The 26,286-nt window shown below is 40.9% G+C and carries 29 protein-coding genes; 7 read left to right on the top strand and 22 right to left on the bottom strand.

Annotated features, from left to right (window positions below):
• Positions 1-107: 107 nt before the first annotated feature.
• From I6N90_RS15545 to erpA, 5 genes are all read right to left on the bottom strand, one after another.
• Positions 108-1,193 carry a sensor histidine kinase gene (locus I6N90_RS15545; RefSeq protein ID WP_197936500.1) on the bottom strand — a complete coding sequence of 362 codons (1,086 nt, stop codon included), beginning with the start codon at positions 1,191-1,193 and terminating at the stop codon, positions 108-110.
• On the bottom strand, positions 1,193-1,945 hold the full coding sequence (locus tag I6N90_RS15540) for a response regulator transcription factor (protein ID WP_197936499.1): 753 nt from the start codon (positions 1,943-1,945) through the stop codon (positions 1,193-1,195). The genes I6N90_RS15545 and I6N90_RS15540 overlap by 1 nt, the downstream gene beginning before the upstream one ends.
• 171 nt (positions 1,946-2,116) lie before the next feature.
• Entirely contained in the window at positions 2,117-2,659 is a 543-nt protein-coding gene (locus I6N90_RS15535; protein ID WP_197936498.1) for a DoxX family protein, read from the bottom strand.
• Between the two features lie 362 nt (positions 2,660-3,021).
• Complete coding sequence (locus I6N90_RS15530) at positions 3,022-3,324, bottom strand: hypothetical protein (protein ID WP_197936497.1); 303 nt, start codon at positions 3,322-3,324, stop codon at positions 3,022-3,024.
• Positions 3,325-3,415: 91 nt separating this feature from the next.
• Positions 3,416-3,778, bottom strand: coding sequence for an iron-sulfur cluster insertion protein ErpA (gene erpA / locus I6N90_RS15525; RefSeq protein WP_197936496.1), 363 nt, complete (start codon positions 3,776-3,778; stop codon positions 3,416-3,418).
• Positions 3,779-4,037: 259 nt separating this feature from the next.
• Here erpA and mqnE point away from each other — a divergent pair, with 259 nt between their 5' ends.
• Positions 4,038-5,141: an aminofutalosine synthase MqnE gene (gene mqnE / locus I6N90_RS15520; RefSeq protein WP_197936495.1), complete on the top strand. Its 1,104-nt coding sequence runs from the start codon at positions 4,038-4,040 to the stop codon at positions 5,139-5,141.
• 63 nt (positions 5,142-5,204) lie between these two features.
• Positions 5,205-6,272, top strand: coding sequence for an NAD(P)/FAD-dependent oxidoreductase (locus I6N90_RS15515; RefSeq protein WP_197936494.1), 1,068 nt, complete (start codon positions 5,205-5,207; stop codon positions 6,270-6,272).
• A 6-nt stretch (positions 6,273-6,278) separates the two neighbouring features.
• Here the strand turns inward: I6N90_RS15515 and I6N90_RS15510 are convergent, their stop codons facing one another.
• A complete protein-coding gene (locus tag I6N90_RS15510; RefSeq protein ID WP_197936493.1) occupies positions 6,279-6,551 on the bottom strand; it encodes a YuzB family protein in 273 nt (90 codons plus the stop codon).
• 92 nt (positions 6,552-6,643) lie between these two features.
• On the opposite strand from I6N90_RS15510, the gene I6N90_RS15505 reads away from it, so the two are divergent.
• A complete protein-coding gene (locus tag I6N90_RS15505) occupies positions 6,644-6,889 on the top strand; it encodes a NifU family protein (protein ID WP_197936492.1) in 246 nt (81 codons plus the stop codon).
• Between the two features lie 77 nt (positions 6,890-6,966).
• Here the strand turns inward: I6N90_RS15505 and I6N90_RS15500 are convergent, their stop codons facing one another.
• The 14 genes from I6N90_RS15500 to I6N90_RS15435 form a co-directional block, all read right to left on the bottom strand.
• Positions 6,967-7,749: an SDR family oxidoreductase gene (locus I6N90_RS15500; protein ID WP_197936491.1), complete on the bottom strand. Its 783-nt coding sequence runs from the start codon at positions 7,747-7,749 to the stop codon at positions 6,967-6,969.
• Positions 7,750-7,772: 23 nt separating this feature from the next.
• Complete coding sequence (locus I6N90_RS15495) at positions 7,773-8,486, bottom strand: Cthe_2314 family HEPN domain-containing protein (RefSeq protein ID WP_197936490.1); 714 nt, start codon at positions 8,484-8,486, stop codon at positions 7,773-7,775.
• 21 nt (positions 8,487-8,507) lie between these two features.
• Positions 8,508-9,440, bottom strand: a complete 933-nt coding sequence (locus tag I6N90_RS15490) for a COX15/CtaA family protein (protein ID WP_197936489.1) — start codon at positions 9,438-9,440, stop codon at positions 8,508-8,510.
• A 179-nt stretch (positions 9,441-9,619) separates the two neighbouring features.
• Positions 9,620-9,961 (bottom strand): thioredoxin family protein, encoded by a 342-nt coding sequence (locus tag I6N90_RS15485; RefSeq protein WP_197936488.1) that lies wholly within the window; start codon positions 9,959-9,961, stop codon positions 9,620-9,622.
• Positions 9,962-9,975: 14 nt separating this feature from the next.
• Complete coding sequence (locus I6N90_RS15480) at positions 9,976-11,550, bottom strand: copper amine oxidase N-terminal domain-containing protein (protein WP_197936487.1); 1,575 nt, start codon at positions 11,548-11,550, stop codon at positions 9,976-9,978.
• A gap of 233 nt (positions 11,551-11,783) precedes the next feature.
• A complete protein-coding gene (locus I6N90_RS15475) occupies positions 11,784-13,448 on the bottom strand; it encodes a putative polysaccharide biosynthesis protein (RefSeq protein WP_197936486.1) in 1,665 nt (554 codons plus the stop codon).
• A 73-nt stretch (positions 13,449-13,521) separates the two neighbouring features.
• Positions 13,522-14,004 carry a DUF456 domain-containing protein gene (locus I6N90_RS15470; RefSeq protein WP_197936630.1) on the bottom strand — a complete coding sequence of 161 codons (483 nt, stop codon included), beginning with the start codon at positions 14,002-14,004 and terminating at the stop codon, positions 13,522-13,524.
• 38 nt (positions 14,005-14,042) lie between these two features.
• Complete coding sequence (locus I6N90_RS15465) at positions 14,043-14,792, bottom strand: Cof-type HAD-IIB family hydrolase (protein ID WP_197936485.1); 750 nt, start codon at positions 14,790-14,792, stop codon at positions 14,043-14,045.
• Positions 14,793-14,938: 146 nt separating this feature from the next.
• Complete coding sequence (locus I6N90_RS15460; protein ID WP_232243014.1) at positions 14,939-15,832, bottom strand: metal ABC transporter permease; 894 nt, start codon at positions 15,830-15,832, stop codon at positions 14,939-14,941.
• Complete coding sequence (locus tag I6N90_RS15455; protein ID WP_197936484.1) at positions 15,829-16,770, bottom strand: metal ABC transporter permease; 942 nt, start codon at positions 16,768-16,770, stop codon at positions 15,829-15,831. Before I6N90_RS15455 ends, I6N90_RS15460 begins: the two co-directional genes overlap by 4 nt.
• Before the next feature lie 2 nt (positions 16,771-16,772).
• Positions 16,773-17,582 carry a metal ABC transporter ATP-binding protein gene (locus tag I6N90_RS15450; protein WP_232243013.1) on the bottom strand — a complete coding sequence of 270 codons (810 nt, stop codon included), beginning with the start codon at positions 17,580-17,582 and terminating at the stop codon, positions 16,773-16,775.
• Positions 17,583-17,617: 35 nt separating this feature from the next.
• Positions 17,618-18,583, bottom strand: a complete 966-nt coding sequence (locus I6N90_RS15445) for a metal ABC transporter solute-binding protein, Zn/Mn family (RefSeq protein ID WP_197936483.1) — start codon at positions 18,581-18,583, stop codon at positions 17,618-17,620.
• Positions 18,584-18,825: 242 nt separating this feature from the next.
• Positions 18,826-20,943, bottom strand: coding sequence for a peptidoglycan D,D-transpeptidase FtsI family protein (locus tag I6N90_RS15440; RefSeq protein ID WP_197936482.1), 2,118 nt, complete (start codon positions 20,941-20,943; stop codon positions 18,826-18,828).
• Positions 20,944-20,983: 40 nt separating this feature from the next.
• Positions 20,984-21,433, bottom strand: coding sequence for a hypothetical protein (locus tag I6N90_RS15435; protein ID WP_197936481.1), 450 nt, complete (start codon positions 21,431-21,433; stop codon positions 20,984-20,986).
• Between the two features lie 158 nt (positions 21,434-21,591).
• On the opposite strand from I6N90_RS15435, the gene I6N90_RS15430 reads away from it, so the two are divergent.
• Both I6N90_RS15430 and I6N90_RS15425 read left to right on the top strand, forming a co-directional pair.
• Positions 21,592-22,776, top strand: a complete 1,185-nt coding sequence (locus I6N90_RS15430) for an MFS transporter (RefSeq protein ID WP_197936480.1) — start codon at positions 21,592-21,594, stop codon at positions 22,774-22,776.
• Between the two features lie 364 nt (positions 22,777-23,140).
• Entirely contained in the window at positions 23,141-23,512 is a 372-nt protein-coding gene (locus I6N90_RS15425; protein ID WP_197936479.1) for a toprim domain-containing protein, read from the top strand.
• Here I6N90_RS15425 and I6N90_RS15420 read toward each other — a convergent pair.
• Positions 23,509-24,117: an SCO family protein gene (locus I6N90_RS15420; protein WP_197936478.1), complete on the bottom strand. Its 609-nt coding sequence runs from the start codon at positions 24,115-24,117 to the stop codon at positions 23,509-23,511. The genes I6N90_RS15425 and I6N90_RS15420 overlap by 4 nt on opposite strands.
• A 67-nt stretch (positions 24,118-24,184) precedes the next feature.
• Positions 24,185-25,042: a heme o synthase gene (gene cyoE, locus I6N90_RS15415; RefSeq protein ID WP_197936477.1), complete on the bottom strand. Its 858-nt coding sequence runs from the start codon at positions 25,040-25,042 to the stop codon at positions 24,185-24,187.
• A 245-nt stretch (positions 25,043-25,287) separates the two neighbouring features.
• Between cyoE and I6N90_RS15410 the strand changes: the two genes are divergently transcribed.
• Both I6N90_RS15410 and gerQ read left to right on the top strand, forming a co-directional pair.
• The gene (locus tag I6N90_RS15410; protein WP_197936476.1) at positions 25,288-25,710 is read left to right on the top strand and encodes a cell wall hydrolase; all 423 of its coding nucleotides are present in this window, start codon (positions 25,288-25,290) and stop codon (positions 25,708-25,710) included.
• Between the two features lie 111 nt (positions 25,711-25,821).
• On the top strand, positions 25,822-26,286 hold the full coding sequence (gerQ, locus tag I6N90_RS15405) for a spore coat protein GerQ (RefSeq protein WP_442950964.1): 465 nt from the start codon (positions 25,822-25,824) through the stop codon (positions 26,284-26,286).

The raw sequence follows: 26,286 nt of genomic DNA, 5'->3' as shown, positions 1-26,286 counted from the left end.
TGTGTTTTGCTCTATGTACCGAGTATATACCTGAGGAGAAAAACGACCCATCGATTTCCCTTTCAATCCATAAATGAGAACCTTACATTATTGTCACCTGATAAGGACTAATCCATTACATGTATTCCACTCGGCTCGAAATGAATCGTAAACGTTGTTCCTGTACCGAGCTCTGATGAAACGGTAAGTCTATGCCCTAGACGAGAACAAACTTGTTTTGCCAAATAAAGTCCCATACCTGTTGATTCACCAGTCGTTCTCCCATTTTCACCAGTAAAGAACGGATCAAATATACGAGATAGATCATGGGAAGCGATACCAATACCTTGGTCAATTACTTCAAGCTTGCCAATACCCTCTCCCTGCGTTGTAAGGCGAATTAATAATAGTTTTGAACCTTGTTTTCCTTTGCTATATTTAATCGCGTTGCCAATAAGCTGGTTAATAACAAACAAAATCCACTTCTCATCTGTTTCCATCCATGCCTCCCCTTCTATTCGAGGGAAGATAGCATTTTTTATACATAGCCGTTTATTCTCATTAATTGCCCCACGTATCTTCTCATGCAGTGCTATTCTGCGTACATGAAGATCTAGCTCAAATTTATCTAGCCTTGCCGTATATAACATCATATCTAAGCCGCGCGTCATTCGCTCCGTTTCTTCTTGTACACTATCTATTAATGATTTAACTACATGTTCTGTGGTAGGTTGCTGATGAACAGCCTCTTGCATCAATAGATCAACAACTGATACTGGCGTTTTCATATGATGCACCCATTGAAGAACAAAGTGATTATGTAACTCCTGCTGCCGTCGGTATTTGTTAAGCTCATTCAAATAAGCCCGATGTTGTTCTTGAAGTAAGCTAGACACTAACTTCTGTTCTTCGGTCACGATTGAATGGACGATTGTTGCACTATTTAATTCATCGGATCGTCTGAGAGCCTCAATCACTTGTTTAAAATAATAACGTTGCCTGACATAATCAAGAACAAGCCATACACCAAGTACAGACAAAGCCAATATTACAAAATAAATGATTGTTCCTGATTCGATTAAGCCCGGATAACGTTTTTGCTCCAAAAAATAGACAGAGCATCCCAACCCGATAATGACAACTATGCTCAACATATATAAAAGACGATCCTTTATAAACAAAACGATCGATATTCCTAGTTCGCTTCTACTCATTAATCCTCACCTTCGCCAAGCGGGTACGTTGAAAGCTTATATCCTTGTCCTCGAATCGTCTCAATAATTTTGGGAAGACCCAGTTCCTCCAGCTTCTTGCGCAGTCTTGTCACATTAACCGTTAACGTATTGTCGTCAACAAACTGCACATCGTCCCATAAAGCTTCTAATAGTTGCTCACGGGAAATAATTTGCCCTGGTTTACGAAGTAAACATTCAGCTAACAACCCTTCATTTTTCGTTAACTCTACACGCCGCTTGTCCCATTCCAGTTCGTTGCGGCTCATATATAGCCTTAGACCTTGCACAGCAAGTTCAGAAGAATCTTGACGATTCTCGTTACCCGCTCCATCCGGAAAATCAGTAGCGCTTATCGCCGGAGCATACTCCCCATACGATCTACGTAAGCTGCCTCGTACTTTTGCCATTAACAGTTCAAGCTGAATAGGTTTCGTTATATAATCGTCTCCGCCATTTTCGATAGCCATTACTTGATCCATCTCACCAGAACGCGCAGAAATAAAAATAATAGGAACGCTGGAACGTGTTCTAATCTGTCTACACCAATAATAGCCATCGAAATAAGGTAGATTAATATCAAGCAATACTAACTGTGGATCAAAAGCTTCGATTTCAGGCATCAACTCTTGGAACTGAGTAGCCGCTTGTGAAATATACCCGTATTGCTCCATCTTATTTTTTAATATTGTTGCAATTTTTATGTCATCCTCAATGATGAATATGCGATACATGATGTGTGACTCCCCCTAAAAGTTCAACTTCTCTACGAAAATGATGATATGGTTTCCTTCATATTATAAACAAATACTGTAATTAGAGTCGAACTTAGCGTAAAATATGAACAAAAAAGCCTCCGCAAATATGCGAAGGCCGTTCAAACGCACTAAAAGAATTCAATACCGTTACGCACTCCCGTTATTTGCACTTATCCCACTCGACTTACTCTGCCCACCAAACAACTTAGTGAAATAGCTCTTACACCAAGGAAGTAAATAACGATCCGCTCCAAAACGTCCAGTATTGCTGCCTGCCAGGAATACTAGAAAACCAAGAAGTAATAACCATGGATTTACACTTACTGACCCGGAAAACATAAAGAGAAAATTTAGAAATATTCCGAAAAATGCTGCCGTCAATGTTAGCGCTCCCAAGATTAAACCTAGACCAACAAGAAACTCTCCCCAAGGAACTAATATATTAATTACTTTAACGTTTGGAAGTGCTATATTCTCTAGAAATGATATATACGTTGGATAAACGAGATCACCTGTAGCTCTATCCGTAACCGGATTTGAAAGTGCATTTGTTATAAAACCAGTAGCATCAAATGGTTTGTCTCCATTCAACTTGCCCCAGCCTGCAGTTAACCATTCATATCCTAATACAATTCTTACTAGTGTAACCAGCCATGCTGACCATACTGATTCATTCCAAAACTTTACCATTCACCAACACCCCTTATTAAACATATAATTTCGAGACGAGTAGACAGGCCATTGTAGCGCTTACATTTTGAAACTTCTTTAAATATAAGTTATCATCTACCTCCCTTTCACTTTTATAACTAGTAATCAATTCGCAACATTCCTCTCTTTAAACAATTTGAGTTCATATAGTTTGAGACTCTAGAATAGAATAGATAATTTTTACTCATTTGTATATAAATGTTTTCATCAGGAACATCAATCACTTACTTCTAAATGATTAATCAGACTAACTATTTCACAAAAAAAACAGCCAAATTATGCATTGGCTGTTTCTTTTCATTAAGAAAAATAAGCGTTAGTTTAATTACGAAATAACCTCACTAATTACGACGTACCAAATGTTCAACAAGTGCTTTAAGCTCACCATCATGTTGCGACTGCTCGTCCGTTTCACCCTTTATTTCAATACGGGTTACATCAAGTTTATAGTCCTCTTTCCCGCCTTTAGGTGCAAAAATAAGCTCATGCTCATTCTCTAATCTAACATGATAACCAAGTTGCTCGAATGCTTCTATAAAATCAGTAATTGTAGGCGTTTTATTACTGTCTAGCATAATTAATGCACGCAGCGTCTCTGTCTTATTTCCTCTAATGACCTTAAAGTGAAAAATACATTCTCTCATCGCTTCTCATACTCCTTCGATTGTGACTAATCAAGCTGCTCTTTAATAAAAAAACCTACACGTATTATGTGTAGGGACTTGCTCAGTTATATTAGCACTCGCCTTCAGCAGCAGGTTTACCTGCATCAGATGCTGTACGGAACGAAGATCCGCAGCCGCACGTTGCGCTTGCATTAGGGTTTTCGATTGTGAAGCCTCCGCCCATAGCGGATTCCTTATAATCGATAACTAGACCGTGCAAATATTTAACGCTGTCGCCATCGACAACGATCTTTAGACCTTCTTGACTTATCGTTTGATCGCCTTCGTTCTGCTCATCATCGAAACCCATGCCGTAAGAAAAACCAGTGCAGCCGCCTTCTTTGACACCAACGCGTAGAAATAAATCAGGCGATGCTTCTTGCTCCAACATTTCTTTTATTTTTTCAGATGCTAACTCACTAATCGTGATCAATTTACATCCCTCCATCCAATACTCTATCGTTCACTTACTTATCCATAGTATACTCCACCTTGATTACTTCCTCAAGCTTAATGGGCAAGTTGCTTTATTCCATCACAATTGTATTGTTTCTCTTAACTTGAATGACTTTCTTGTTGCCCGAGTTACGTGTGAGGTTTATAATAGTTAGAGCTTATTAATTGTGATTGCTTGTTATTTTTTTCACAAACTATCCTGTAACGTACCATAAAGATATGAAGGAGGCTTTCCCATGAACGTTGTAATTCCGACTAAGGAAAACCATATGCAACATATTATCGAAAAAGTGCGTCATGGACAGCGTTTGACTTTGGAAGACGGTGTTTTCTTATATGAGTCGGATGACCTGCTAACGATTGGTCAGCTGGCGAACGAAGTCAATATGCGTAAAAACGGTAAAAAGGTTTATTTTATCGAAAATATGAGCCTATACTTCACAAACGTTTGCGAAGCCCATTGTGCTTTCTGTAACTTCCGTAAAGACGAAGGAGAACCTGGATCATACACGCTAACTGGCGAACAAATGATTCAGTACGTTGAACAGCACTTCCACCCAGGTGTACGTGAGTTCCATATTGTTGGCGGACATAATGCACATGTTCCGTTCCAATATTATGTAGATTCACTGAAAGCGCTGAAGGCACACTATCCAGACGTAACGCTTAAAGCTTATACGGCAGCAGAAATTGATTTTTTCTCCCGTATTAGTGGGCTTACTTATAAAGAAGTGCTTCAGGAGCTTATGAAAGCTGGGTTACAGTCACTTACTGGTGGCGGTGCAGAAATTTTGTCGGATCATTATCGCAAAAAGATGCGCGTCACTAAAGCGGATGTTTCCCAATATCTTGACGTTCATCGGACAGCTCATGAACTAGGATTACGAACACATACAACGATGTTGTACGGTTCAATTGAAACGAAAGAAGATCGGATTCGCCATTTGATGCATATTCGTGAACTTCAAGACGAAACAAATGGTTTCTTAGTCTTCATTCCACTCTCCATGCAGCCGATAAATCCAAAGGCAGGTATCAGACGCCGCAACTCAGCGTTTGAGGATCTGAAGACGATTGCGATAAGTCGACTAATGCTTGATAACTTCCAGCATATTAAAGCTTATTTTATTAACATCGGCGTACAGCTAACTCAAGTTGCTTTAACTATGGGTGCATCTGATGCACATGGAACAATCGTCAAAGAAAAAATAAGCCATGCTGCCGGAGCACTTACACCAGAAGGTATTACTCGTGAAGATCTGATCTGGCTCATTAAAGGTGCAGGAAGAATACCTGTTGAACGGGACACTTTCTACAACGAAATCAAAATTTATGAATGATTAAACAAGCGGTTGTAGGCACAACCTACTACCAACATCACGAAACGTGGAGCTGGGAAACCAATGAGAAAATTAGTCATTTTAGGAGGCGGCTACGGTGGAGCTGCTATTATTAACGAACTGTTAGAAAAACAACTGCCGAGTGACATTGCGATTGAACTGATTGATCGAATGCCTTTCCAAGGCTTAAAAACGGAGTATTATGCTCTTGCTGCTGGAACAGTATCGGATCTCGATTTAAGGGTGAAATTCCCTTCTGATCCTCGCGTAAAACTGACTTATGGCGAAATAACAGAAATTGATAAAGAACGGCAGCTCGTTATGCTTGAAGATCAAGATCCTATATCTTATGACTGGTTAGTTATTGGTCTTGGATGTACGGATAAGTATCATGGTATTGAAGGCGCAGAACTATATTCAACAAGTATACAAACGTTTTCTGCTGCAAGAAAAACATACGCCCTTCTAAATGACGTTAAGCCTTATGGGCAAATTTCTATTGTTGGTGGAGGATTAAGCGGAGTTGAGGTTGCATCTGAACTTCGTGAAAGTCGTCCTGATCTTAATATTCGTATTATAGATAGAGGACCTAAAGTGCTTTCATCCTTCCCTGGCAGACTTCAAGATTACGTCGCTGAATGGTTTACAGAACATGAGGTAGAAATGTGGGGTGGTGTATCCCTTACACGCTTGGAGCAAGGGATACTGTACAATTCCGCTACTTCAAGCTCCTTCCATACGGACGTAACGGTATGGACTGCTGGTATACAGCCTGTTGAGCTTGTTCAACGGATCGATCTCCCTAAAGACTCACAGGGACGACTAATCATTAATGGCTATCATCAGCTTCCAGATTATACGAACATATTCGTTGTTGGGGATTGTGCTGCACTATCACTATCACCAAGTGGGCAAGCTGCCGGAGCACAGGGCAAACAAATTGCTGAAGTCCTTCATGCAATCTGGCAAGGTAAGACTCCTAGACTTGGCACGATTAAGCTTAAGGGTGTTCTTGGCTCGCTTGGCAAAAAAAGCGGATTCGGCATAATGGGAGGCACTCCAATTTTAGGAAAAGTGCCCCGTCTAGTAAAAAGTGGTATCTTGTGGCGTTCGAAGAGGCATTCGGGTTAATCGTATTTACAGATCATCAATTAATTTATCAAGCGCATCTTTATCTGCTTCTTGTTGTTTGATGGCTGCAATAATACGGTCATACAACTCTGTTACTGAATCGGCAGCAACGATTGTTCCATCTACTAATGCAAACGGCTTTAAGTAACATTCGCCGCAATTGCCTAAACAACCGTATTCGATTACTTCAAAGGAATCATCTTGTTCCATTCGATCCATAATCTCATCGGTGCCATGATGCATATTGCTTGCGCAAAATTCTATCATTGGTTTGAACATAGGAATCACCTTACTTTTTATAATTGCGGATTACGATCCATTTTCAATTGCTTCACTTTGTACTATAATAGGGTAGAAAGGAGTTGATTGCAATGAGTGAACAGGTACAAGATACAATGTATGATGAAGTTTTGGACGTTCTTGATAAGCTTCGTCCATTCCTGCAGCGGGACGGCGGCGACGTTGAATTAGTGGATGTTGAAGAAGGCATCGTTAAGCTTCGTCTAGTGGGTGCATGCGGAAGCTGCCCAAGCTCCACGATCACGCTAAAGGCTGGTATTGAGCGTGCGTTGCTTGAAGAGGTAGATGGCGTAATCGAAGTCGTTCAAGTATTCTAACACATAAAGAGTCTTATCCTTAAGGTGAAGCAATGCTTCACCTCCCCGGATAAGACTCTTTTTTTGTGTTAGCACTATTAGAACATGCCTTTAATGTTCGCTCTGATCGGATCGAAGCCACCTGTTACATCAATGACATTGCCCGTTAAGAAGTTAGACTTATTTTCACAGAGGAACAAGATCACTCTTGCTACATCTTCCCCTACACCCGGTCGTCCCATCGGCGTCTCTGCATCATAATCCGCTTCTACTTCATCAATAGATCGTTCCTTGTTAATACCTCTAATATCGCCAGGACCAATTAAATTCACAGTAATGCCGAATGGCGCTTCCTCTACTGCCAAAGACTTTGTAAACGATACGAGTCCAGTCTTAGCAGCGGCATATACGGCACGATGAGGCCATGCTCTAGCTTCGTTCGCGTGTCCGAAGCCGAAGTGAATAATTCGTCCCCATCTACGTTCACGCATTCCAGGTAACAGCCTGTGATCCAGCAGCATGACGCTAAGTAAATTACCATGTAGCAGCTTAATGATCGTCTCTTCATCATATTCGCTGAACAAACGCCTCTTTCGAACGAATGGGCCTGCGTTATTAACGAGAATATCTACGCCGCCCGCCCATCGTTCTGCTTCGTCGGCTAGTTTATGAGCGCCTTCAATGGAGGTAATATCTGCCTGAACAGTTATCGCTTTAACACCAAGTTCTTCAATCGTTGCCTTCACCTGATGAGCTTCTTGTTCACTTTCCAAATAATTAATAATGACGTTGCAACCTTGTTCCGCAAGTTGCAACGCAGTTCGTTTGCCAAGTCCTTTAGCGCTTCCTGTTACTAACGCAGTTCTGCCCTTAAGGTCCACGAGCGTTCCACCTTCTCCCGGAATTATACAGTCTTGTTTCTCATGAGCACACAGGCATATTGAAACGTAAGTCTGAGCGATTCAATCGACATAACTAAACACGCTGCTAAGTCGTCGGCTTGCAAAGAAAGATTTTCTAGCGGAATTTGCTCACCGTACATACGCTGATTTTGAATGAGATCATCTTGCATCTCCGAATTCATATAATGAATTTCTGTATTTCTTCTTTTTCTAAGACGATTCATCGGCTCTTTGTATTGCTCTTTAATTGCACTAAGCTTCCATGTTAAATCAGGGTGAGCGTTACGTTCTCTCATATGCCTAAGCACTGTAAAATATGAAAAATGTGGCTTAACTTTCTCCGTTTTCATGTCGAGTAGCTCATTAAGCAGCGTACCCAATTTGTCTAGTAATGAAAAGACACGTATAAAGCTGTTTTTGTCAAAATAAACATAACGCTCGTAGTTCAGTCGCTCTTCCCCCGACATACCATCAACTGAAGCCGACTTAATACGTTCTTTGAAGCGAGATGCGGCAAATTGGCTTTGTTCTAGCTCCATTAGTGACGAGCGAAGACCACGCGTCCATATTTCAAACTTACGAAGCTTATTTGTAGTGTCTTGACCACCTTTAATCCGCCTCACCATAGCATCGGCAAATTGATCCATAAAAGTGTAGGTGTCTGTCAATGCCTCATTCTGTTCCTTCTCTTGCTCGCCAAACATAAAATGAAGCATAACTTTCGCCTCCTACATCTGTTATTGATTTTTGCGGCCTTCTCTAAATCTCCATGAACGGATAAGAACGTCCATTAATATACCGAACAAAATGACGACAATTACATTATGAAGCAAGCTTGTGAAAATAAATACATTAGCGTCGCCAATAGTGGCTGTAAGTAGTGCTCCACTAAATACTTGAATAATGATCAAAGCCAGTACCCAGCCTGTCGGCTTCGTTAAGCCTTCTTCTGAAACGGTAACTTTTTTGATGTATAAATAAAGTCCCGCAACCATAAGTCCAAGAATAAGAGCAGCAATACGATGAATGAAAACAGCTCCAGTAGCTCCGGACAGCTCTGGTATGACCTCTCCATTACAAAGCGGCCAGCCTTCACATCCGCCTGCTGAATCTGTATGACGGATAAATGCTCCTAAATAAACGACCACATAACAATAAATCGAAACGATAAGGGCTCTAGGATAAATAGCTTTTGGTACAACAAATGTTTTTTGTCGCCCGTCTTTGACTCGATAGGTCCAAATGACGAGTAGCATTGTAGCAGCAAATGCAATTAAAGAAATACCAAAATGAATAGCCATAATTGGTGGAGACTGTGGCCACATAACTGCAGCTGCTCCCATCAAAGCTTGTACAACAGTGAAAAACAGTGCTGATCCTGAATAAAATAATGCTTCTCTAAAATCTTCGCGATTCTTTTTGTATTTCCTGTAAACAGCAATCGCTACTCCTAAAACAAGTATGCCTTCCAAGGCACTAACAACACGATGAGAATATTCAATCATTGATTCGAGCGTATACGCAGGAATAAACTTACCGTGACATAGCGGCCAATCATCTCCGCAGCCTCGGCCTGATTCGGTGTTCGTGACGAGTGCTCCGGCAAGAAGTACAAGTAGCATTCCGATGCACGCTGCAATTGCAAACGCGCGAAAACGGCCGGTTACCATAATAAATCACCTATTTTCCGTATAATATGACAGTTCAATTATAGCGATAACTAAGGGTAAAAGCCATGTTGAAAATGTGACACTTGGGGTATGTTAAATGATTGTGAACAAAAAGGAAAGCCCGCATGTGAAGAGGATTATTACCTCTTCTTCATACGGACTTCTTCTTCTGTACTTCCTTAACTTAGGGCGTTGCCTACTTCGATCGCACGATCTACAAACTCCTCGATCTCTTCGCGAGTTTTCCGTAGCTTGCTAACGAATCGGATAACTTCCTTCCCATTTTTGAAAGCGATAAAGCTCGGAATACCTAAAATGTTAAGTTCAGAACAAAGATCTGGCAGATCATCACGATCAATTTCAAAAAAACGAACATTACCTTCATATTTTTTCTCTAAATCAGGCATAAATGGATTAATATAATGACAGTCTTTGCACCAGGTCGTTTTGAATACTGCAATGACAAGTCCCTCTCCCGCAGTCGCATCGCGGAACTCTGGGTCAGTAGTTAGTTTGTTCATGTTGTACTTACCTCCTACAGCTCACGCTCAATTGTCAATATTTTCGCTTCAATTTCCTCTAAAGTTTCCCATTTAATATCAGCTCCAAGCGCTTCAGCAAACTTACGGGCTGGAACATACAAAGAGCCATCAAAATTCATAACAGGCAACTTCCAATCAACCTTTTTACCATTAATGACAGCTGTACTGCTACCTGATTGAATAATAATTGTTGTATCGGTTGCTTCATCATAAATGGTTACTTTTTTTGTTGCTGGATCATAAGTTGTTGTCGCTCCGAAAACATCGGCTACATCACGTGCAGCTACCATCGTTACATAACCAGGCATTATGATAGGTGCATTATAATAATCATCAGAAAATGCCATATATGATTGTTTAGCAATATGAAGCTTATTTTTCAGAAGATCGTAAATTGCTGATTTTTCGTCAAACAGCTTTAATGTCTGATAACCTTGTAGCGAGATAAGATCCTCAACTGCAACATGGTCATCTGTTACGACTGGAGCGTCAGCTTTTACTGCACCGTTAATATTCCATTGTTCTGATGTTGCTTTAAGTGTGAATCCAATAAAAGGAAGAAGTTCATCTTCAGTAGTTGCTTCAGGTTTGAAGCTAAGTTCCACTTGTTGCTTACGAATATCTAAATTGCTATCTACGTAAAAGTCTGTTTTCAATACTAAATCTTTAGTAAACACTTCTTTCATCGATTCATCTTCAGACTTATCGAACGATTCAATCTCTTCTTGAAGCATAACTAACATCTCAGCAATTGCGTTAGATGATTCTTTCGCAAATTCGTCTTGCGTCATTGCATCTAGTTCACCGGTATTGAAAGGATCTACTTCACCAATAGAAGCCCAAATGTCTGGGTTCGCTGCTAACACCTTTATAATGCCCGAAACCATTGCATCTAGTCCAGCACGATCATTCACGAGCGCATCTACATAAGATTTAACCCAGCTTAACAATTCAGTGCCATTTAACGAAGCTTGTACATGCATCAATGAGGTGTTAATACCATTAATCGGTTCATTAACTGGACTTACTTTAATATTTGTTGGGTTAGGCAAGTTGTTAATACCATATTCACCAACAATATCAATTATTTCTTTACCAATTTTAGTCATTGACTCATTACTAAGTGTAGAAGTTGGAGTTGCTTCTTCTATTTCTTCAGGCGTCAATCCACTCATTTCCAGTAGCTTTTCGCCTGTTAGGTCAAATGTGAACGGTGCCTTTGCTCCATCAACATCAATTACTAACGCTTTATCATTAGCTTGTAGATCAAACCCGATTTCTATCTCTTTACCGAGCTTAAGACTACCTTCCATTGACACATGTGATGCGTCTTGTAATTTCACGTTATCAAGCTGCACAGTAACATGGGATAATAATTTAATAAGTTCTGTATACTCTTCGTCATTTTCCTCTAGAAACTCATCATTCATATGTAACTGAAATTCTACTGATTGCTTGCTTTCACTAGATGTAACTTTGAGTACATTTTTAAGCGTTTTATTCAAATCTAATCCACCAACTGATTGGCAACCTGCAACAATCAATAATGTCAACGCTAACAGAAGCATTGATAACCTCTTGAACTTAAACTTATTTATCATTCTACTATTTCTCTCCCTTATCTACTCAATTGTTTGATAGACTTCATCTATTGTAATGGAAAATAGAGTACGTTGTAAATGTATGGTTTATAAGGGAATTACCAACTTTTTCGACAACCTAACAGTTTTTGGTGTAAGTTGTCATAAAAAAGTAAAAAAGACTCACACACTAAGCATGAGTCTCATTCTTATTCATACAATTAGGCTACTCCTCTGTGAAACACTCGCATTAACTTTTTAAACGGCTTACGCAGCGCTCCAGGGAATGAGTTTACATCTTCCGGTGTAACAACACGTAACAGAATTAACATAGAAACATACATCACGCCAACTACAATAGCAGCGATTGTTGCCGCCGCAAAAAACGAGAGCTTAGCATGCCAGTTACCTGTCAAAGCAAGTACACCAACTTCTGCTCCCCAGCCACCGAGTGCAGCTATTGCGACCGCTATTATATAAGAGACCCAACGCTTGCCTAATACATGAAGCTTTACTTCCTTATTAATCCAGCGAAGGTTAAGCATCGTTACAACGATAAAGCAAATCGTAGAGCCGATGATTAGTCCGAAAACACCTAAGAAAGGTGCAAGTGCGATACTCACTACAACTTTCAGGAACAGACCGATAAGTGTATGTCGCATAGACACCTTTTGCTTACCCATACCATAAAGAATGGAGTTGGATGTCATCATCGTAATTTGAAGGATCGTACCCGCACATAACATCGCAACCGCTTCGTAACCACTAGTTGATTCAAAAAGAAGACCTGTAATCGAATATGAAGCAATCGTAAGAAGCAATGCGATTGGTACTCCAGTAAAACATACGATGCGAAGAACAACAGATGCTTGACGTTGTACTTCACCAAAGTTTTTGATCGAGTATGCAGTTGCTATAATCGGTATAATTGAGGAACCAAGCGCGATCGCGAGTATAGGCGGAATGCCTGCAAGCGATTGAGCTTTACCACCAAAATCGGACATGACATCCGTTGCAATTGCATATGGGTAATAGGCTTCTGTAAGTCTCATAAATAGTGCTAAGTCAAAAAAGTAAATAAAATTGATTGCCATCGATGTCACAAGTGACGGTAATGACATTTTTAATATTTCTTTGTAAATCGTTCTGAACTTAATCGTTGATGGTGAACGATCAGTACCTTTTGGCGACATTATTGCCGTAGATGCTTCACCATTAAATCGCTCATTCATCTCTGCATCCTGACGTTTCAGTTTGCGAGCAAATACGAGCATAATGGACAATGCACCAATACTACCTATGAAACTACCGAATGTGATTGCAGCTGCACCCCAACGAGTACCCCATCCGAGGCTAAGAACAAGCATACCTAATCCAATACCTACAATAACACGTAGAAATTGTTCTACAATTTGCGACGTACCACCAGCAGACATCATCTGTCTTCCCATAAAATATCCACGCATCATTGCAATAATTGGGAACAGTAACAATGCAGGTGCTATCGCTCTAATAGCTAGATCAGCATTTGGTTGGTTAACAACAAAGTCTGCAAAAAAGGGCGCCATAATAAACATGGATGAAGCAAGTATAAGACCTGTCACTGCACCGAAAATAAGTGCCGCATGGTAGATCCTTTTTGCCTCTTCTGGTTTGCCCAGTGCATAACGTTCAGAAACCATTTTGCTAAGCGCACTCGGAAAACCAGCGGTAGCAAGAATAAGAAGTACCAAATATATTTGGTTAGCAACTACGAATGCTGCCATACCTTCGGAATCAAGCATGTAATCAAGCGGAATCCGTTGGAATAAACCTAAAAACCGAGCTACTAACGCTGCTGCCGCTAAAATGAGCGTACCTTTAATTAATGAGTCTTTTTTTAACATGGCTGAAACTTCATTGTCCCCTTATTCAGTAATAGTGATCGACCGCAGTTGCTTAATCGATCCTAGCGTATCTTTAGAATACTAACCAAAGTACGAATAGAACGATCATTACGAGCTGCAAAATAACTTTCACAATTACGCTAGTAAATAATCCTACCAGTGAACCCCATCCTACTTTAAGAGAATGTTCAAAGTTTTTACCCGATATCATTTCGCCAATAACTGCACCTGCGAACGGACCAATAATTAAACCAAATGCAGGAATAATGAATGGTCCAAAAATAAGTCCTATCGTCGTACCAACTATGGATGCTTTACTTCCCCCAAATCGTTTGACGCCCCATGCGCTGACCGCATAGTCTGCAATAAACAAAATAACAAGAATTAACGTTTGAATAATCCAGAAGAACCAACCAAATTCACTAAATGAAAAGAAAAACCCATAAACAAAAAATGCTCCGTAGATGGCAACTACACCCGGTAATATAGGGTAAATTGTACCCGCCATACCGAGGATAAACAAAATAACAACTAAACTCCAGCCTAAAATGTCCATAGCCATATCATCATATCCCCTTCTTTTTGTTTACAACATTATTGCAATACGTAATTCTTAATTAATTCTGCAATACCACTCTCATTGTTTGTTACAGTGACAACATCAGCAGCTTGCTTTACAGCATCTTGAGCGTTACCCATTGCAACACCTAGCCCCACTTCTCTAATCGCAGCAATATCGTTAAGGCTGTCCCCTGCTGCTACAACCTCAGACATATCGATATTCATCCATTTGCACAGATCTTTAAGTGCGCTAGCTTTTGAAATGCCTTGTGGATTAAGTTCGATATTATGTAGCGAAGAATTAGTAATCTCAAGTGCGCCCCAGCTCTCAACTTCAGCTAAAATACTTTCACGTGCAAGGTCGTCCTCTGTATAATAGCCAAATTTCAACCAGTTAAAAGAATCATAGTTGTGAGTAGCGTCAAACCAACGTTCTTTATTATAAATAGTGTCCGTTGTATACGCCCAAAACCACGTATCGCCATGCTGAAGCGCCAGCTCATGTAGTCGCTTTACATAATAGTGACTAAGCTCAGTACGCTTATAAAGCACATGAGGTTTCGTCCATATCTCACCACCGTTAACGGTAATCATCGGTGTATTAAGTTTCAACTGCTCTGCAAACGGCAATGCACTATGGAAACCTCTCCCTGTAGATAAGATGACCGTCACGCCAGCATCCATCGCCCGTTTAATCCACTCAGCATTTTCATTACTTATTTCACTCTGATCATTAAGCAGAGTACCATCCATATCTAAAGCAATAAGTTTGAATTTCGTCATGTTGCCCATCTCCTTGTCCGATCCGTACATATAACTTATTTTATCACAAATCAAAACAAAAAGGATGGCTGTTACAGTCAACGGAAATTGACCTGAACAGACATCCTCTGTACTTACATCTTTCGTTACGAACTATATTTATGAAATTATTTTGCTATGCTCACACTTTCAACAGATAATTTACGCTGGCGTAGTTTGCGGATAACGATTCCTTGAGAAGGAGAAAACAAAAAAGCTAATACAAACAACAGTCCTGCAGCACACACGATACACCCTGCGATGGATGCATCCAAAATGATGGATATACCATAACCAGTGAAGGTACTTGCTACTCCAACTATAATACTTAACATAATCATTACACCAAGCCGATCCGTCAACAGGTAAGCGGTCGATGCTGGAATAATGAGTAAGCCAACTACTAATATGGCGCCCACACTTTCGAATGAGCTTACCGTCGCCATGGAAACTAAACCCATGAGCAAATAATGGAACAAAGCAACTGGTATGCCTATCGCTGCGGCAAGTGCAGGGTCGAACGCACATAACTTGAATTGTTTGTAAAACAACCCAACTACAGTAGCTATGATGAGAAGTGTAGCACCTAGCAGCCATACTGCCTTCGGCCCCATATTGACCCCGCCAAGCTCCCAAATGTTCCAATGTACAAAAGCAATTTCTCCGTATAAAATCGCATCCTGATCGAGGTGCACTTGTCTAGCAAACAAGCTAACCAATATAACTCCAATTGCAAATAAAGCTGTAAATACTACTCCAATTGACGCATCCGACTGGATGCCACTACGTTCAAACATTCCGATCAGAAACGTAGTTAATAAACCAAACACAAGTGCAGCAAACATCATGAGTAATGAATCTCTAGAGCCGCTCAGCAGAAATGCAATAACAATTCCCGGCATAACCGAATGACTAATCGCATCTCCAATCATGGCCATCTTACGTAGTACAAGGAAAACACCAACTATACCACAGCAAGCTGCAACTAAGGAGCCAGTTAACAATATCCAGAAGTCACTCATGATGCAGTCTCCTCCTTCATCCGTTCCCTTCTAACCAGCTCGCCTTCTAGTTCGAACTTCCTTTTTACATTAGTGCGAACTAATGCCCTTGCAAGTAAACCTCGCTGAGGTCCGAACAATATCGATATTAAAAAAAACAAAGTAGCTGCGAGTACAGTTACTGGCCCAGTAGGTAGATTAGATACGGATGAACTTACCCACGTACCTAATGCACCGCTTAGAGCGCCGAAAAAACCTGCTAAAGCTACCATAATTCCAAGTCGATTCGTCCAATATCTCGCCGATACAGCAGGCGTAATTAATAAGGCAGCAATAAGTACGACTCCTACTGCTTGAATGCCAACAACAACAGCAACAACAATTAATAACATCAACAATTGCTCAAGTAGAGCAACTGGATAACCTATTCCTTTTGCAAATCCGGGATCAAAAGATATGAGCTTGAATTGTTTAAATAAAAGTGTACAAACCGTTATTAAACAAATACTTATAATGGACATAATGATGACATCTGAACCGACCATAGCGGCTGCTTGCCCGAACAGAAATTTATCTAAACCCGATTGATTACCATAATCACCATGTTGAATAAAGGTTAATAATACGATGCCAAGACCGAAAAATGAACTTAATACTATACCAAGCGCAGCATCCTGCTTTAATCTTGAATGCCTTGTAATAAAGCCGATTCCGAACGTGGCGATAATGCCTGAAATAGCAGCTCCTATAAGAAAGACACCTATCGATTTCACTCCTGTTAGCATAAACGCGATACATATCCCCGGTAAAGCTGCATGAGCAAGTGTATCTCCGACTAGACTTTGTTTACGAAGATAAGAGAAACTTCCAATGACTCCGCTGCTCAAACCTAACAACATACATCCAAGGAAGATCCACTGCATATTTGGATCTGCAAGCATATCCGTAATATTTTTCATGACTACATTCCCCCATTGCCATTATGGCTAGAGACCACAGCACCTTGATTCAAAAATGCTAATCGACCACCATATGTGCATTGCAATTTCTCCTGAGTAAACGTAGTTGCAGTTGGTCCATATGCTTGTAATTCTACATTTAGCAAGAGAACGGAATCGAAGTATTGTTCTACAGTCGCTAGGTCATGATGTACAACGATGACGGTTTTTCCTTGTTTCTTCAGTTCTTGCAAAAGTGTTATAATCGCCTTCTCAGTTGCAGCATCTACTCCAGCAAAAGGTTCATCCATAAAATATAATTTTGCGTTCTGAGCAAGAGCTCTAGCTAAAAAAACTCGTTGCTGCTGCCCACCTGACAATTGACTTATTTGACGGTCTGCGAAATCTGCCATTCCGACCTTATCCAAACACTCCATAGCAAGTGCCTTTTCCTTCGATCTCGGCCTGCCGAACCAGCCTAACCGACCATAAGTACCCATGAGCACAACATCAAGTGCATTCGTTGGGAAATCCCAGTCCACTGATTCCCGCTGTGGAACATACCCGATTAGTTTGCGCTGACTTTTATATGGCTTGCCATAAACAAGCACTTCACCACTTATAGTTGGGATCAATCCAAGCGCAGCTTTCATCATGGTTGATTTCCCTGCTCCGTTAGGCCCTATTACGCCGACTAACTCACCTTCATTGACTTCAAAGGTTACATTACGAAGTACAGGTTTCTTTTGGTAAGCTACACTTAGACCGTTAATGGTTAGTGGTGCGATATGCAAACCTGCCTCAGACAACAATTTAGTTTCAGCATTACTCATATATTATCACTCACTCTCGCTGTAGCTTAAAATCGTTACATCAACGATTTTACAATCGTATCTATATTATGTTTTACCATGCCGATATAAGTACCGTCTGGCGTTCCTTCATCACCCATTGCGTCCGAATAAAGCTGACCGCCAATTGTAACGTTATGTCCTAATTTTTTTGCTCCTTCGATGACTGACTCGATTGATTTCGGAGAGACACTAGACTCGATAAATACTGCTTTTATTTCGTTTTCTACTAAGTAATCACGCAATTTACTAACATCCTTAGAACCATATTCAGACATCGTATTCATCCCTTGTAAACCTGTTACTGTCATTCCATATGCCTTGCCAAAGTAGCCGAAAGCATCATGTGCCGTTACTAATATACGATTTTTCTCTGGTATAATAGCAATCTGCTCTTTCGCATACACATCAAGCTTCTGAAGCTCAACTAGATACGCTGCTGCATTAGCTTTGTAATGTTCTGCATTGGCACTATCCTTTTCGACCAATGTATCTCGAATAACTTCTACTGAGGTCATCCAAAGCTTAACGTTAAACCAAATGTGAGGGTCATGAGTCGCTCCTCCTGTTGCTGCAGAACCACTCTGTAATTGAGATTCTTCAAGCTTCGAGGAAATGGCAACAACGGGCTTACTCTTCTCTAATCGCTCGAAGATTTCCCCCATTTTCCCTTCTAAATGAAGTCCGTTATAAAAAATAATATCTGCTCGATCCAGTTTCTTTACGTCGCCTTGAGAAGCTTTGTAGAGATGGGGATCGATGCCTGCTCCCATTAGTCCAGTAACTTCCACATATTCGCCGCCTACTTGTTTGACTGCATCCGCAATCATGCCTGTTGTCGTCGTAATCTTTAGCTTTCCACTTTGACCTGATTGATTAGCTCCGTTGCCACAGGCAGATAACACAATTATTGTCATAGTTAAAAATACTAATGCAAGTATTAATCGCTTTACTGCTGACTTTGTCCGGTTACTTTTTTTCATACGTTTACCCTCCTGATAGCTGTCTCTTACAGCCCATAATTATTTTAAAAAGCAAATTACGTGAACTTGCCCTCATGAAGTTTATTTAGCCATGCGCCTTTTTTTTAAGTATACACAAAAATGTTTCTCATGTGCAACATTTTTTTATTCGTACAAGATCCGACAAAAAAAAAGATGATCCCTGCTTACTACAGCAGGAATCATCTTTTATAAGTCATTTAGTTGTTACAATTATTCTACTCTTACTCCTCAGATGCATCCTCTTCCCGAGCAGGTTGATCTGTATTCGTTGCTGTGTTAGTTGGTACACTGCCTTGTGAAGTTGCATTTAATTTGTTCTTTAGTGCCACATTCGGAACACCAGTGAGACCAATTTCTGCATCATAAGCATCGAAAATTTGTCTAGCAATTGGTGCAGCACCATAACTTCCGAAGCCGCCATCTGGTATAACAACCGCTACTGCAAGTTTTGGATTTTTTGCTGGCGCGTACGCAATAAATACCGCATTATTTGCATCCTTTGGTCCGGCTACATCTTGCTCAGATGTACCTGTCTTACGCATAAATTGATGCTGGAAGCCATCGAAACCTCGTACACTAACTCTAGACATTCCATCTTCAATTTCTTTCCAATAAGCTTCTGCGAAGTCGACTGAATTTAATATTTCTGGCTTATAGCTTTGAAGCACTTCACCGTTGCTACTACGAATTTCGTTAACAAATTGTGGTTTCACACGTTTGCCTCGGTTAGCCAACATGACTGTATATTGAGCGAGTTGCAAAGTTGTATATCGTCCTTGCTGACCAAAGGAAGCTTGAATAAGTGGAGATTGTGCACTACCCGATGATTGTTCCTCCGCAAAATATTCGATTATTCCTTTATGCTCGCCTGGCAGACCACTCCCAGTCAATACACCTAATCCGAATTGCTTCATGTAGTCGTCCCAAATCTCAAGGCTCGACTTACCTCCAACTGAACCGCGTTTGTAAAGCTTATCGCCGATCATTGCAGACATAAATGGGTTAGAAGATTCTGCTATCGCATCTGCTCCATCAATAGGACCAGGTCTTTTATTTTGTGAATTTCGGATATACGTTTCATATCCCTTTTTACCATACGTAAACACGCCTGTATCGTTATAAATGGTTGAAGGAGTAAAAAGTCCCTCTTGCAGTCCAACCAATACCGTTAAAGGTTTGATCGTTGAGCCAAGCGGCAACAAAGAGGAAGGATGTTTATCCCGCTCTGCTTTTTCTTTGTATGGGCCATACGCTGTTCGAATCGTTCCGTTTAAGAGAACGTGGCCGAAATTTTCGTAGTCTTTGGGACTAATTGATCCGCCTGCCCAAATATTAGGATCGTAATCAGGCATACTTGCCATTGCCACAATTTTACCCGTTTCAACTTCCATTGCAACGGCATAACCTGTATGTGCAGAAGTGGCTCTTTCATATTGGTTTGATGATTTACGAATAACTTCAAGATGTTTCATAATAGCTTCTTCTGTCTTAAGCTGCACATCTTTGTTTATCGTTAAATACAAGTCAGAGCCCTTAACTGGGTTTGTAATCTGTACTGGACCAATTATATGCTCTTGATTGTTAACAGGATACGACTTGACCCCATTTTTGCCCCGCAATATATCCTGGTACATAAACTCCAGTCCGTCTAACCCAACTTCTTCCTCTTCCAAATATTTAAGTGTTGCTTCAGTCTCATCTAACTTATCTTTATAAAAGTCTACATCCAAACGTACACCCTTATACTTTTTCAAATAACCAACCAATTGTGTAGCTATGGAATCTTGGTCGTAATTACGAACGCTTTCTTCCATTACTTCTATTCCAGTAAACGCTGTTCGGTTTTCTAAGAAATAAGCCACTTCTGCATTTGTAAGTCCTGACTTGATCCGCCTAGGCGTTGAAAGATTGTTCCGCGCAAACTTCAAATCCATCTGGCGTATAATATCGTCCACTGTCATAGCTTTCTTCGTCTTATCGCCATGCTCACTAAACACTTTAGCTAATTGCTCTGCTGTCTCCCGAGCTTTTTCACCTGTAGTTTTTGTCTTTTTACTTCCTGGCTGAAGGCTGTAATACAACGATTGTGTAGACGTAGAATAGGCTATAGGATGTCCATTGGAATCATAGATATTGCCTCGTATCGGGGGGATAGAGTCTTCTCTTGTACTTTTTCTAGCACCCTCAGCACTTAGCTTGGGGCCCTCTACAAACTGTAATACAGCAAGCTTAACAATTAACAAACTAAAAAGAGCAAATGTAATAAAGAAAAAAAAGTTCAGACGGAACGAAAAATTCCGCCGATTGTCAACATCACGTTTTTGTGGATCATCCTGCATTTCTCTCACTCCCAATCAATGCAGGTATATATACCTGCAACTAACCATTTTGCTTTGCTTGATCAATGAATTGTTTAATTGCACCTTCAAGTTCCAATGTTACATATGGGGCGTTGTGAAGGGATACTTTAACTTCACTATCCCCAACCTTACCTTTTAGATCAATATTTTTTGTTGTAATCGTATACGTACCATCATCATTTAACGTATATTTAGCTTCCTTAGCTTCCCCTACCATTGCATTTATTGCTTCATCTTTTACACTGGCCATTACTTTTGTCCCAATTTCTTTTACATCATCGAGCGTATAACCGCTATAAACAACAAGTCCAATAACAACTGCCGCAACTAGTGCCCATTTCACAACTGTTTTTACGATACGTATTACGAGAATCAAAACGATAAGTCCAATTGCTAACACAAACCAGTTTTCTTGCAGAAACGTCATCCAAGTATCCCAGTCATACGATGCAAAATCTAAAAAATTCATGTGATCCCCTCCATTATATCTCTTACGTTACCTCATTACAAAATATTATAGCCTACACAAGAAAGAGCGTAAACGTTATCTCTTCAATCATCAGACATATCCTGTCCTATTTTAACGTACAAGTAGATATCAAGGAAATGTGCAAGGAGGCTTTGCCTGTGAAAACTGCTCTATGGTTATATTTGTTTCTATTCGTCGCTTTCTTCGATCTGCATGCGCAATACCCCATTCTTACCCCATTTGCAATCTCACTTGGGGCGGCGCCCTCATTCATTGGACTAATGATGGGCTTGTATTCGATTACACATCTGCCTGGAAATCTGATAGCAGGATTCGGTGTCGATCGTTACGGCAGTCGGCTATTCATCGTATTTAGCTTGTTTGCAGCCGGCGTAGTCTTACTATTCCAAGCTTATGTCACAAACCCATGGCAATTGCTTATCCTACGCTCGATTAGCGGGTTCGTATTAGCTTTCCTTTCCCCTGCATGCTTAGCTTTGTTAGCTCGACTAACGGATGATCGTTCCGAACAAGGTAAACTAATGGCCGGCAATGGACTAGTCCATACACTTGCTTCTGTCGTCTCACCAGCAGCAGGCGCATATTTAGTAGCCAAAATCGGTTTCGGAACAGCATTCACTGTTCTTGGCTGGGTTCTGATCGTGACCGCTCTTTGTGCACTCATATTCATTAGAGATATCAATCGCAAGCTAGATAACAAACCAGCAGAAACTAGTGAGCAGCTACTTTCAAAAAATAAATTAAAAGCTGAGCCAGACAAAACTGTGCCACTTCCTTGGCTTATTTTTCTATTACCAGTAGCGATCAGCTGCGCTCAAGGCATATTGTCCTTCGAGTTGCCTCTACTTGCAAAAACACGTGATGCTATGATGACGACAGGTTTACTCTTCTCTGTAATAAGTATCGGCGCACTAGTCACTCTCAGCATGTTTTTTTTGAATCGCTTTCCTGCATTTTATCGCACCTTATTAGGTGCGTTATGTCTTGCAATGCTGTATTTCACAATTGCTACTGATGCTCCAATCCCACTTGCGGTCATGCTCTTTGGTGTAGGTATGGCAAAAGGCATTATTCTACCCGCACTTTCAACACTGCTCATTGAAATGAGTGGAGGTTCGAGATATGGGCGGACCTTCTCAATGTTATCGATCGCTTTTTCGATCGGTGCATTCCTTGGTCCCATGCTAGCGGGTCAACTTCGCGATTATGTATCACCTTACTATATTGCTTTTATTGCTTTGATGTTAGCTTTATCGCTACTTCCGTTCTATAAAATTCGTTCCATAACTGTACCACCAAACACCCATTTTAAAGGGGTATAGGTATTCGCACAAGGCATTCGTCTCCCTCCCACATACAATACGGTGAGTCAAATGACCAGAAGGCGATGAGAATCGTAAAATGCGGGTCATACAGACGTTTAACTACAAGAAAGAGGGTGACTCCATAGATGTCATGTGTAAAAGACCACCACCATCATCACCAGCACCACCACCGTCATAATAATGTAGGCACAATTCTTGTGTTGTTCATTTTACTAGTAATCATTGTATGTTCAGGATTTTGGTAAGCTGATTTCAAGTCGATCTTAGGCAAGCGGCAGTTGCCAAACTGTCCGCTTGCCTTTTTATCTTTTGGACATTAGATGATAAACTATCCGTAGAACGAATGTATGGAGGGACAGGAATGGATATTGCAATCGTAGTAGAAGGAAAAAATGACCGGGCTAAGTTACGGAGAGTACTGGGCAATTCGATAAGTATTTATTGCACCTTTGGAACTCCTGGTACGGATCAACTGGAGAAGCTGCAGAAGGATATTGGCGATAGCCACGTCTTTATATTTACAGATAATGATTCTTCAGGGAGAAGAATCCGCCGTATAATTAGAGAGTTGTATCCAGATGCAGAACATATCTATACAAGAAGAGGTTATCCGGGGGTTGAACATACACCAGAGGATTATTTAATCGGACAATTAGAAAAGGCGGGTCTCGAAGCGCATATTATTTATCCTGCACTGGGTCCCGCCTCATTATGGAACAAACATGAATTTTAAAGCAATTTATTGATTTGCTTCACGATGTAATCAGCAGTTAGTTCTTCATCGCTACCGTTAATCCATTCGCGAACCTGACCGTTCTTATCAACTAATGTAATGATATTCATATGGATGAAGGAATTTGCTTGCTCGTCCTTCTTCACACCTACATTAAAGTTTCTGGCAAGTTCGATTGTTTCTTTTTCCTCGCCCCTTAAGAAATGCCAACCTTCAAATTCTGCGAAGGTCCTGCCTGCAAATTCACGAATCACCTCAGGCGTATCACGCTCCGGATCAAACGTAATCGAGATGAGTTCAGCTTTTTCTCCAAGTGTGCCTTGTTCTCTTAGCTTCTCTTGAACTTCAGAAAGCAAGAAAGTCGTTGGTGGACAAACATCCGGACAATTTGCAAAGTAGAAATAAACGATTCTCGCCTTGCCATCCGTAGATGCTAATGAAACTTTATTTCCATTGATGTCATTCATCTCAAATGCAGGAGCTGCTTGCTGAATGGGCATTGGTTTTTCTGGTTTCCAAACATAAGTAAAAAGTAAATAGATGCCCATCACTGCACATAATGCTAATACTGCAATTTTAAAGCCATGTTTGCTTAAGAAACTCATTTCCAATCACTCTCCCATAACATTTTACAGCTTTTACTTTGAACGATCTTGTTACCAGATTAATACGTTATGAGAATGTCGTGTTAGCGATCATCGCGATAAATACAACCATTAAATAATTGACAGAAATTAAAAAGTTCGTTTTTGCCCATTTCTCCGTATCTTTAGCAGATACGCCTTTGAGTGTGTGGACAAGCCAAATTAAAGAGAAAACGACTGAAATGATTAAGAAATAAATACCTGCATAGTTATACGTGTACAATAACACTACTGTTGGTAATAGAAGAAAAACGTAAGGAATCATCTGCAACTTCGTACGCTTAATACCTTTAACTACCGGCAAAAGTGGATATCCCGCTTCACGGTATTCCTCCACACGTCGAATCGCAAGCGACCAGAAGTGAGCAGGCTGCCATAAAAACAACAAGGCGAACAATAACAACGCACCTGCATCAACTTCACCAGTAACTGCACAATACCCAATTACAGGTGGCATTGAACCAGAAATACCCCCAATTGAAGTACTCCAAGTCGAAGTACGTTTCAGCCACATCGTATAAATCACGATGTATACCAACCAACCTATCAAACCAAGCCAACCCGTTATCGGTTCTACGAGAAGAAACAGTATCGATATCCCTGCTACGCCCATTATTAGACCGTACGCAAGCACTGGGCCAGGTTTCATTCTGCCCGTTGGCAATGCACGATTTCTGGTACGCTCCATCTTCTTGTCCAGCTCACGATCCCAGTAGTTATTTACAACTGTAGCTGATGCCATCGTTAGAGTAGACCCAATCAGCATCCAGAACATAATCCAAAAATCAATGTCCCACTTAGCAGCAACCATATAACCGCCTAGTGCAGCGAACATGTTCAGTTGCAGGAGTCGTGGTTTGGTTAAATCAATCAAATCCTTCAGCACGAAGCTAGCCTCCCAAGTTATGCGTCAAGACGTTTGAAACGTCTATCTTTCATTGATGAATCGACTCTAATCATACAGAAAAAATAGTACGGTGACAACGTTCCTCGCCTTTGTTCAATAATTCGACACTCAATATGTGACAATTCATTTGAATTTCTTTAGTAACCAATTCGCCTATCCGCAAATACAATAACCATGTGGTGTAACGCCTATCAGATCACGAAGGGAAGTGAGGGATCTAGTCTATGGCCGTTATCAAAACGAACGCAGAAGATACGAAGATGCTTGCTCGGTTGCTCAGAGCAGAAGCTGAGGGCGAAGGCGAGCTCGGCATGCTTATGGTTGGTAATGTCGGCGTCAATCGAATACGCGGCAATTGTCTCGATTTCAAAAACATACGATCTATCCCGGACATGGTTTATCAAAGCCCTGGAGGCTACGAAGCTGTCCAAAAAAGTTATTTTTATCAGAAAGCACGAGAAAGCGAAATTCGACTCGCAAAACGAGTGATTAATGGTGAGCGGCAGCACCCTGCTTCAAATGCACTATGGTTTTATCGACCAACGGGCGGATGCCCAGCCACTTGGTGGGATCAGGCTAACAGCGGAAGATACAAAGCGCATTGCTTCTTCGTCCCGCAAGCTGGCGAATGTCCTGCCGTGTTCTAAGAAACGATTTCTAACGTGCGAAAGTGAGGATAAACAAGTATGATCAATGGTTATGGATACAAACAGCAAGTGAGTATATCAAATGCGGGTCCAAACATTTCTCCCTATGGAATGAATCAGCCCTATGGGTACGGCGCGGGCTATCCACAATATGCTCAACCATACATGACAGGGCAAGCGGCAACGATATCTTCTATGCAATCATCCGGCGCAGGAGGCACAATACCTCCAACTAATGTACCAAGCGGTGCCTTTGTTACACCAAGCGGCGGCAATATCGTTACCATTCCTGCGGCGGAAGAATCCTATGTAGAAAATATTCTTAGGCTCAACCGTGGTAAGCTTGCTACATTTTATATGACTTACGAAAACAATCGCGAGTGGAACGCCAAAATTTTCAAAGGCATCATCGAGGCAGCTGGACGGGATCATATCGTTATTAGTGATCCATCAACGGGCATGCGCTACCTCTTACTAATGCTGAACTTGGATTATGTAACATTTGACGAGCCAATCAAATACGAATATCCGTTCCAAGGAAGTGTGGTCACACCTAGTACACCTATTAGCAGCTAG

Source organism: Paenibacillus sp. GSMTC-2017, assembly GCF_016019935.1.
Lineage (GTDB): Bacteria > Bacillota > Bacilli > Paenibacillales > Paenibacillaceae > Pristimantibacillus.
Note: the sequence above shows the minus strand (reverse complement) of the source record. Positions and strands in the feature narration are given on the sequence as shown.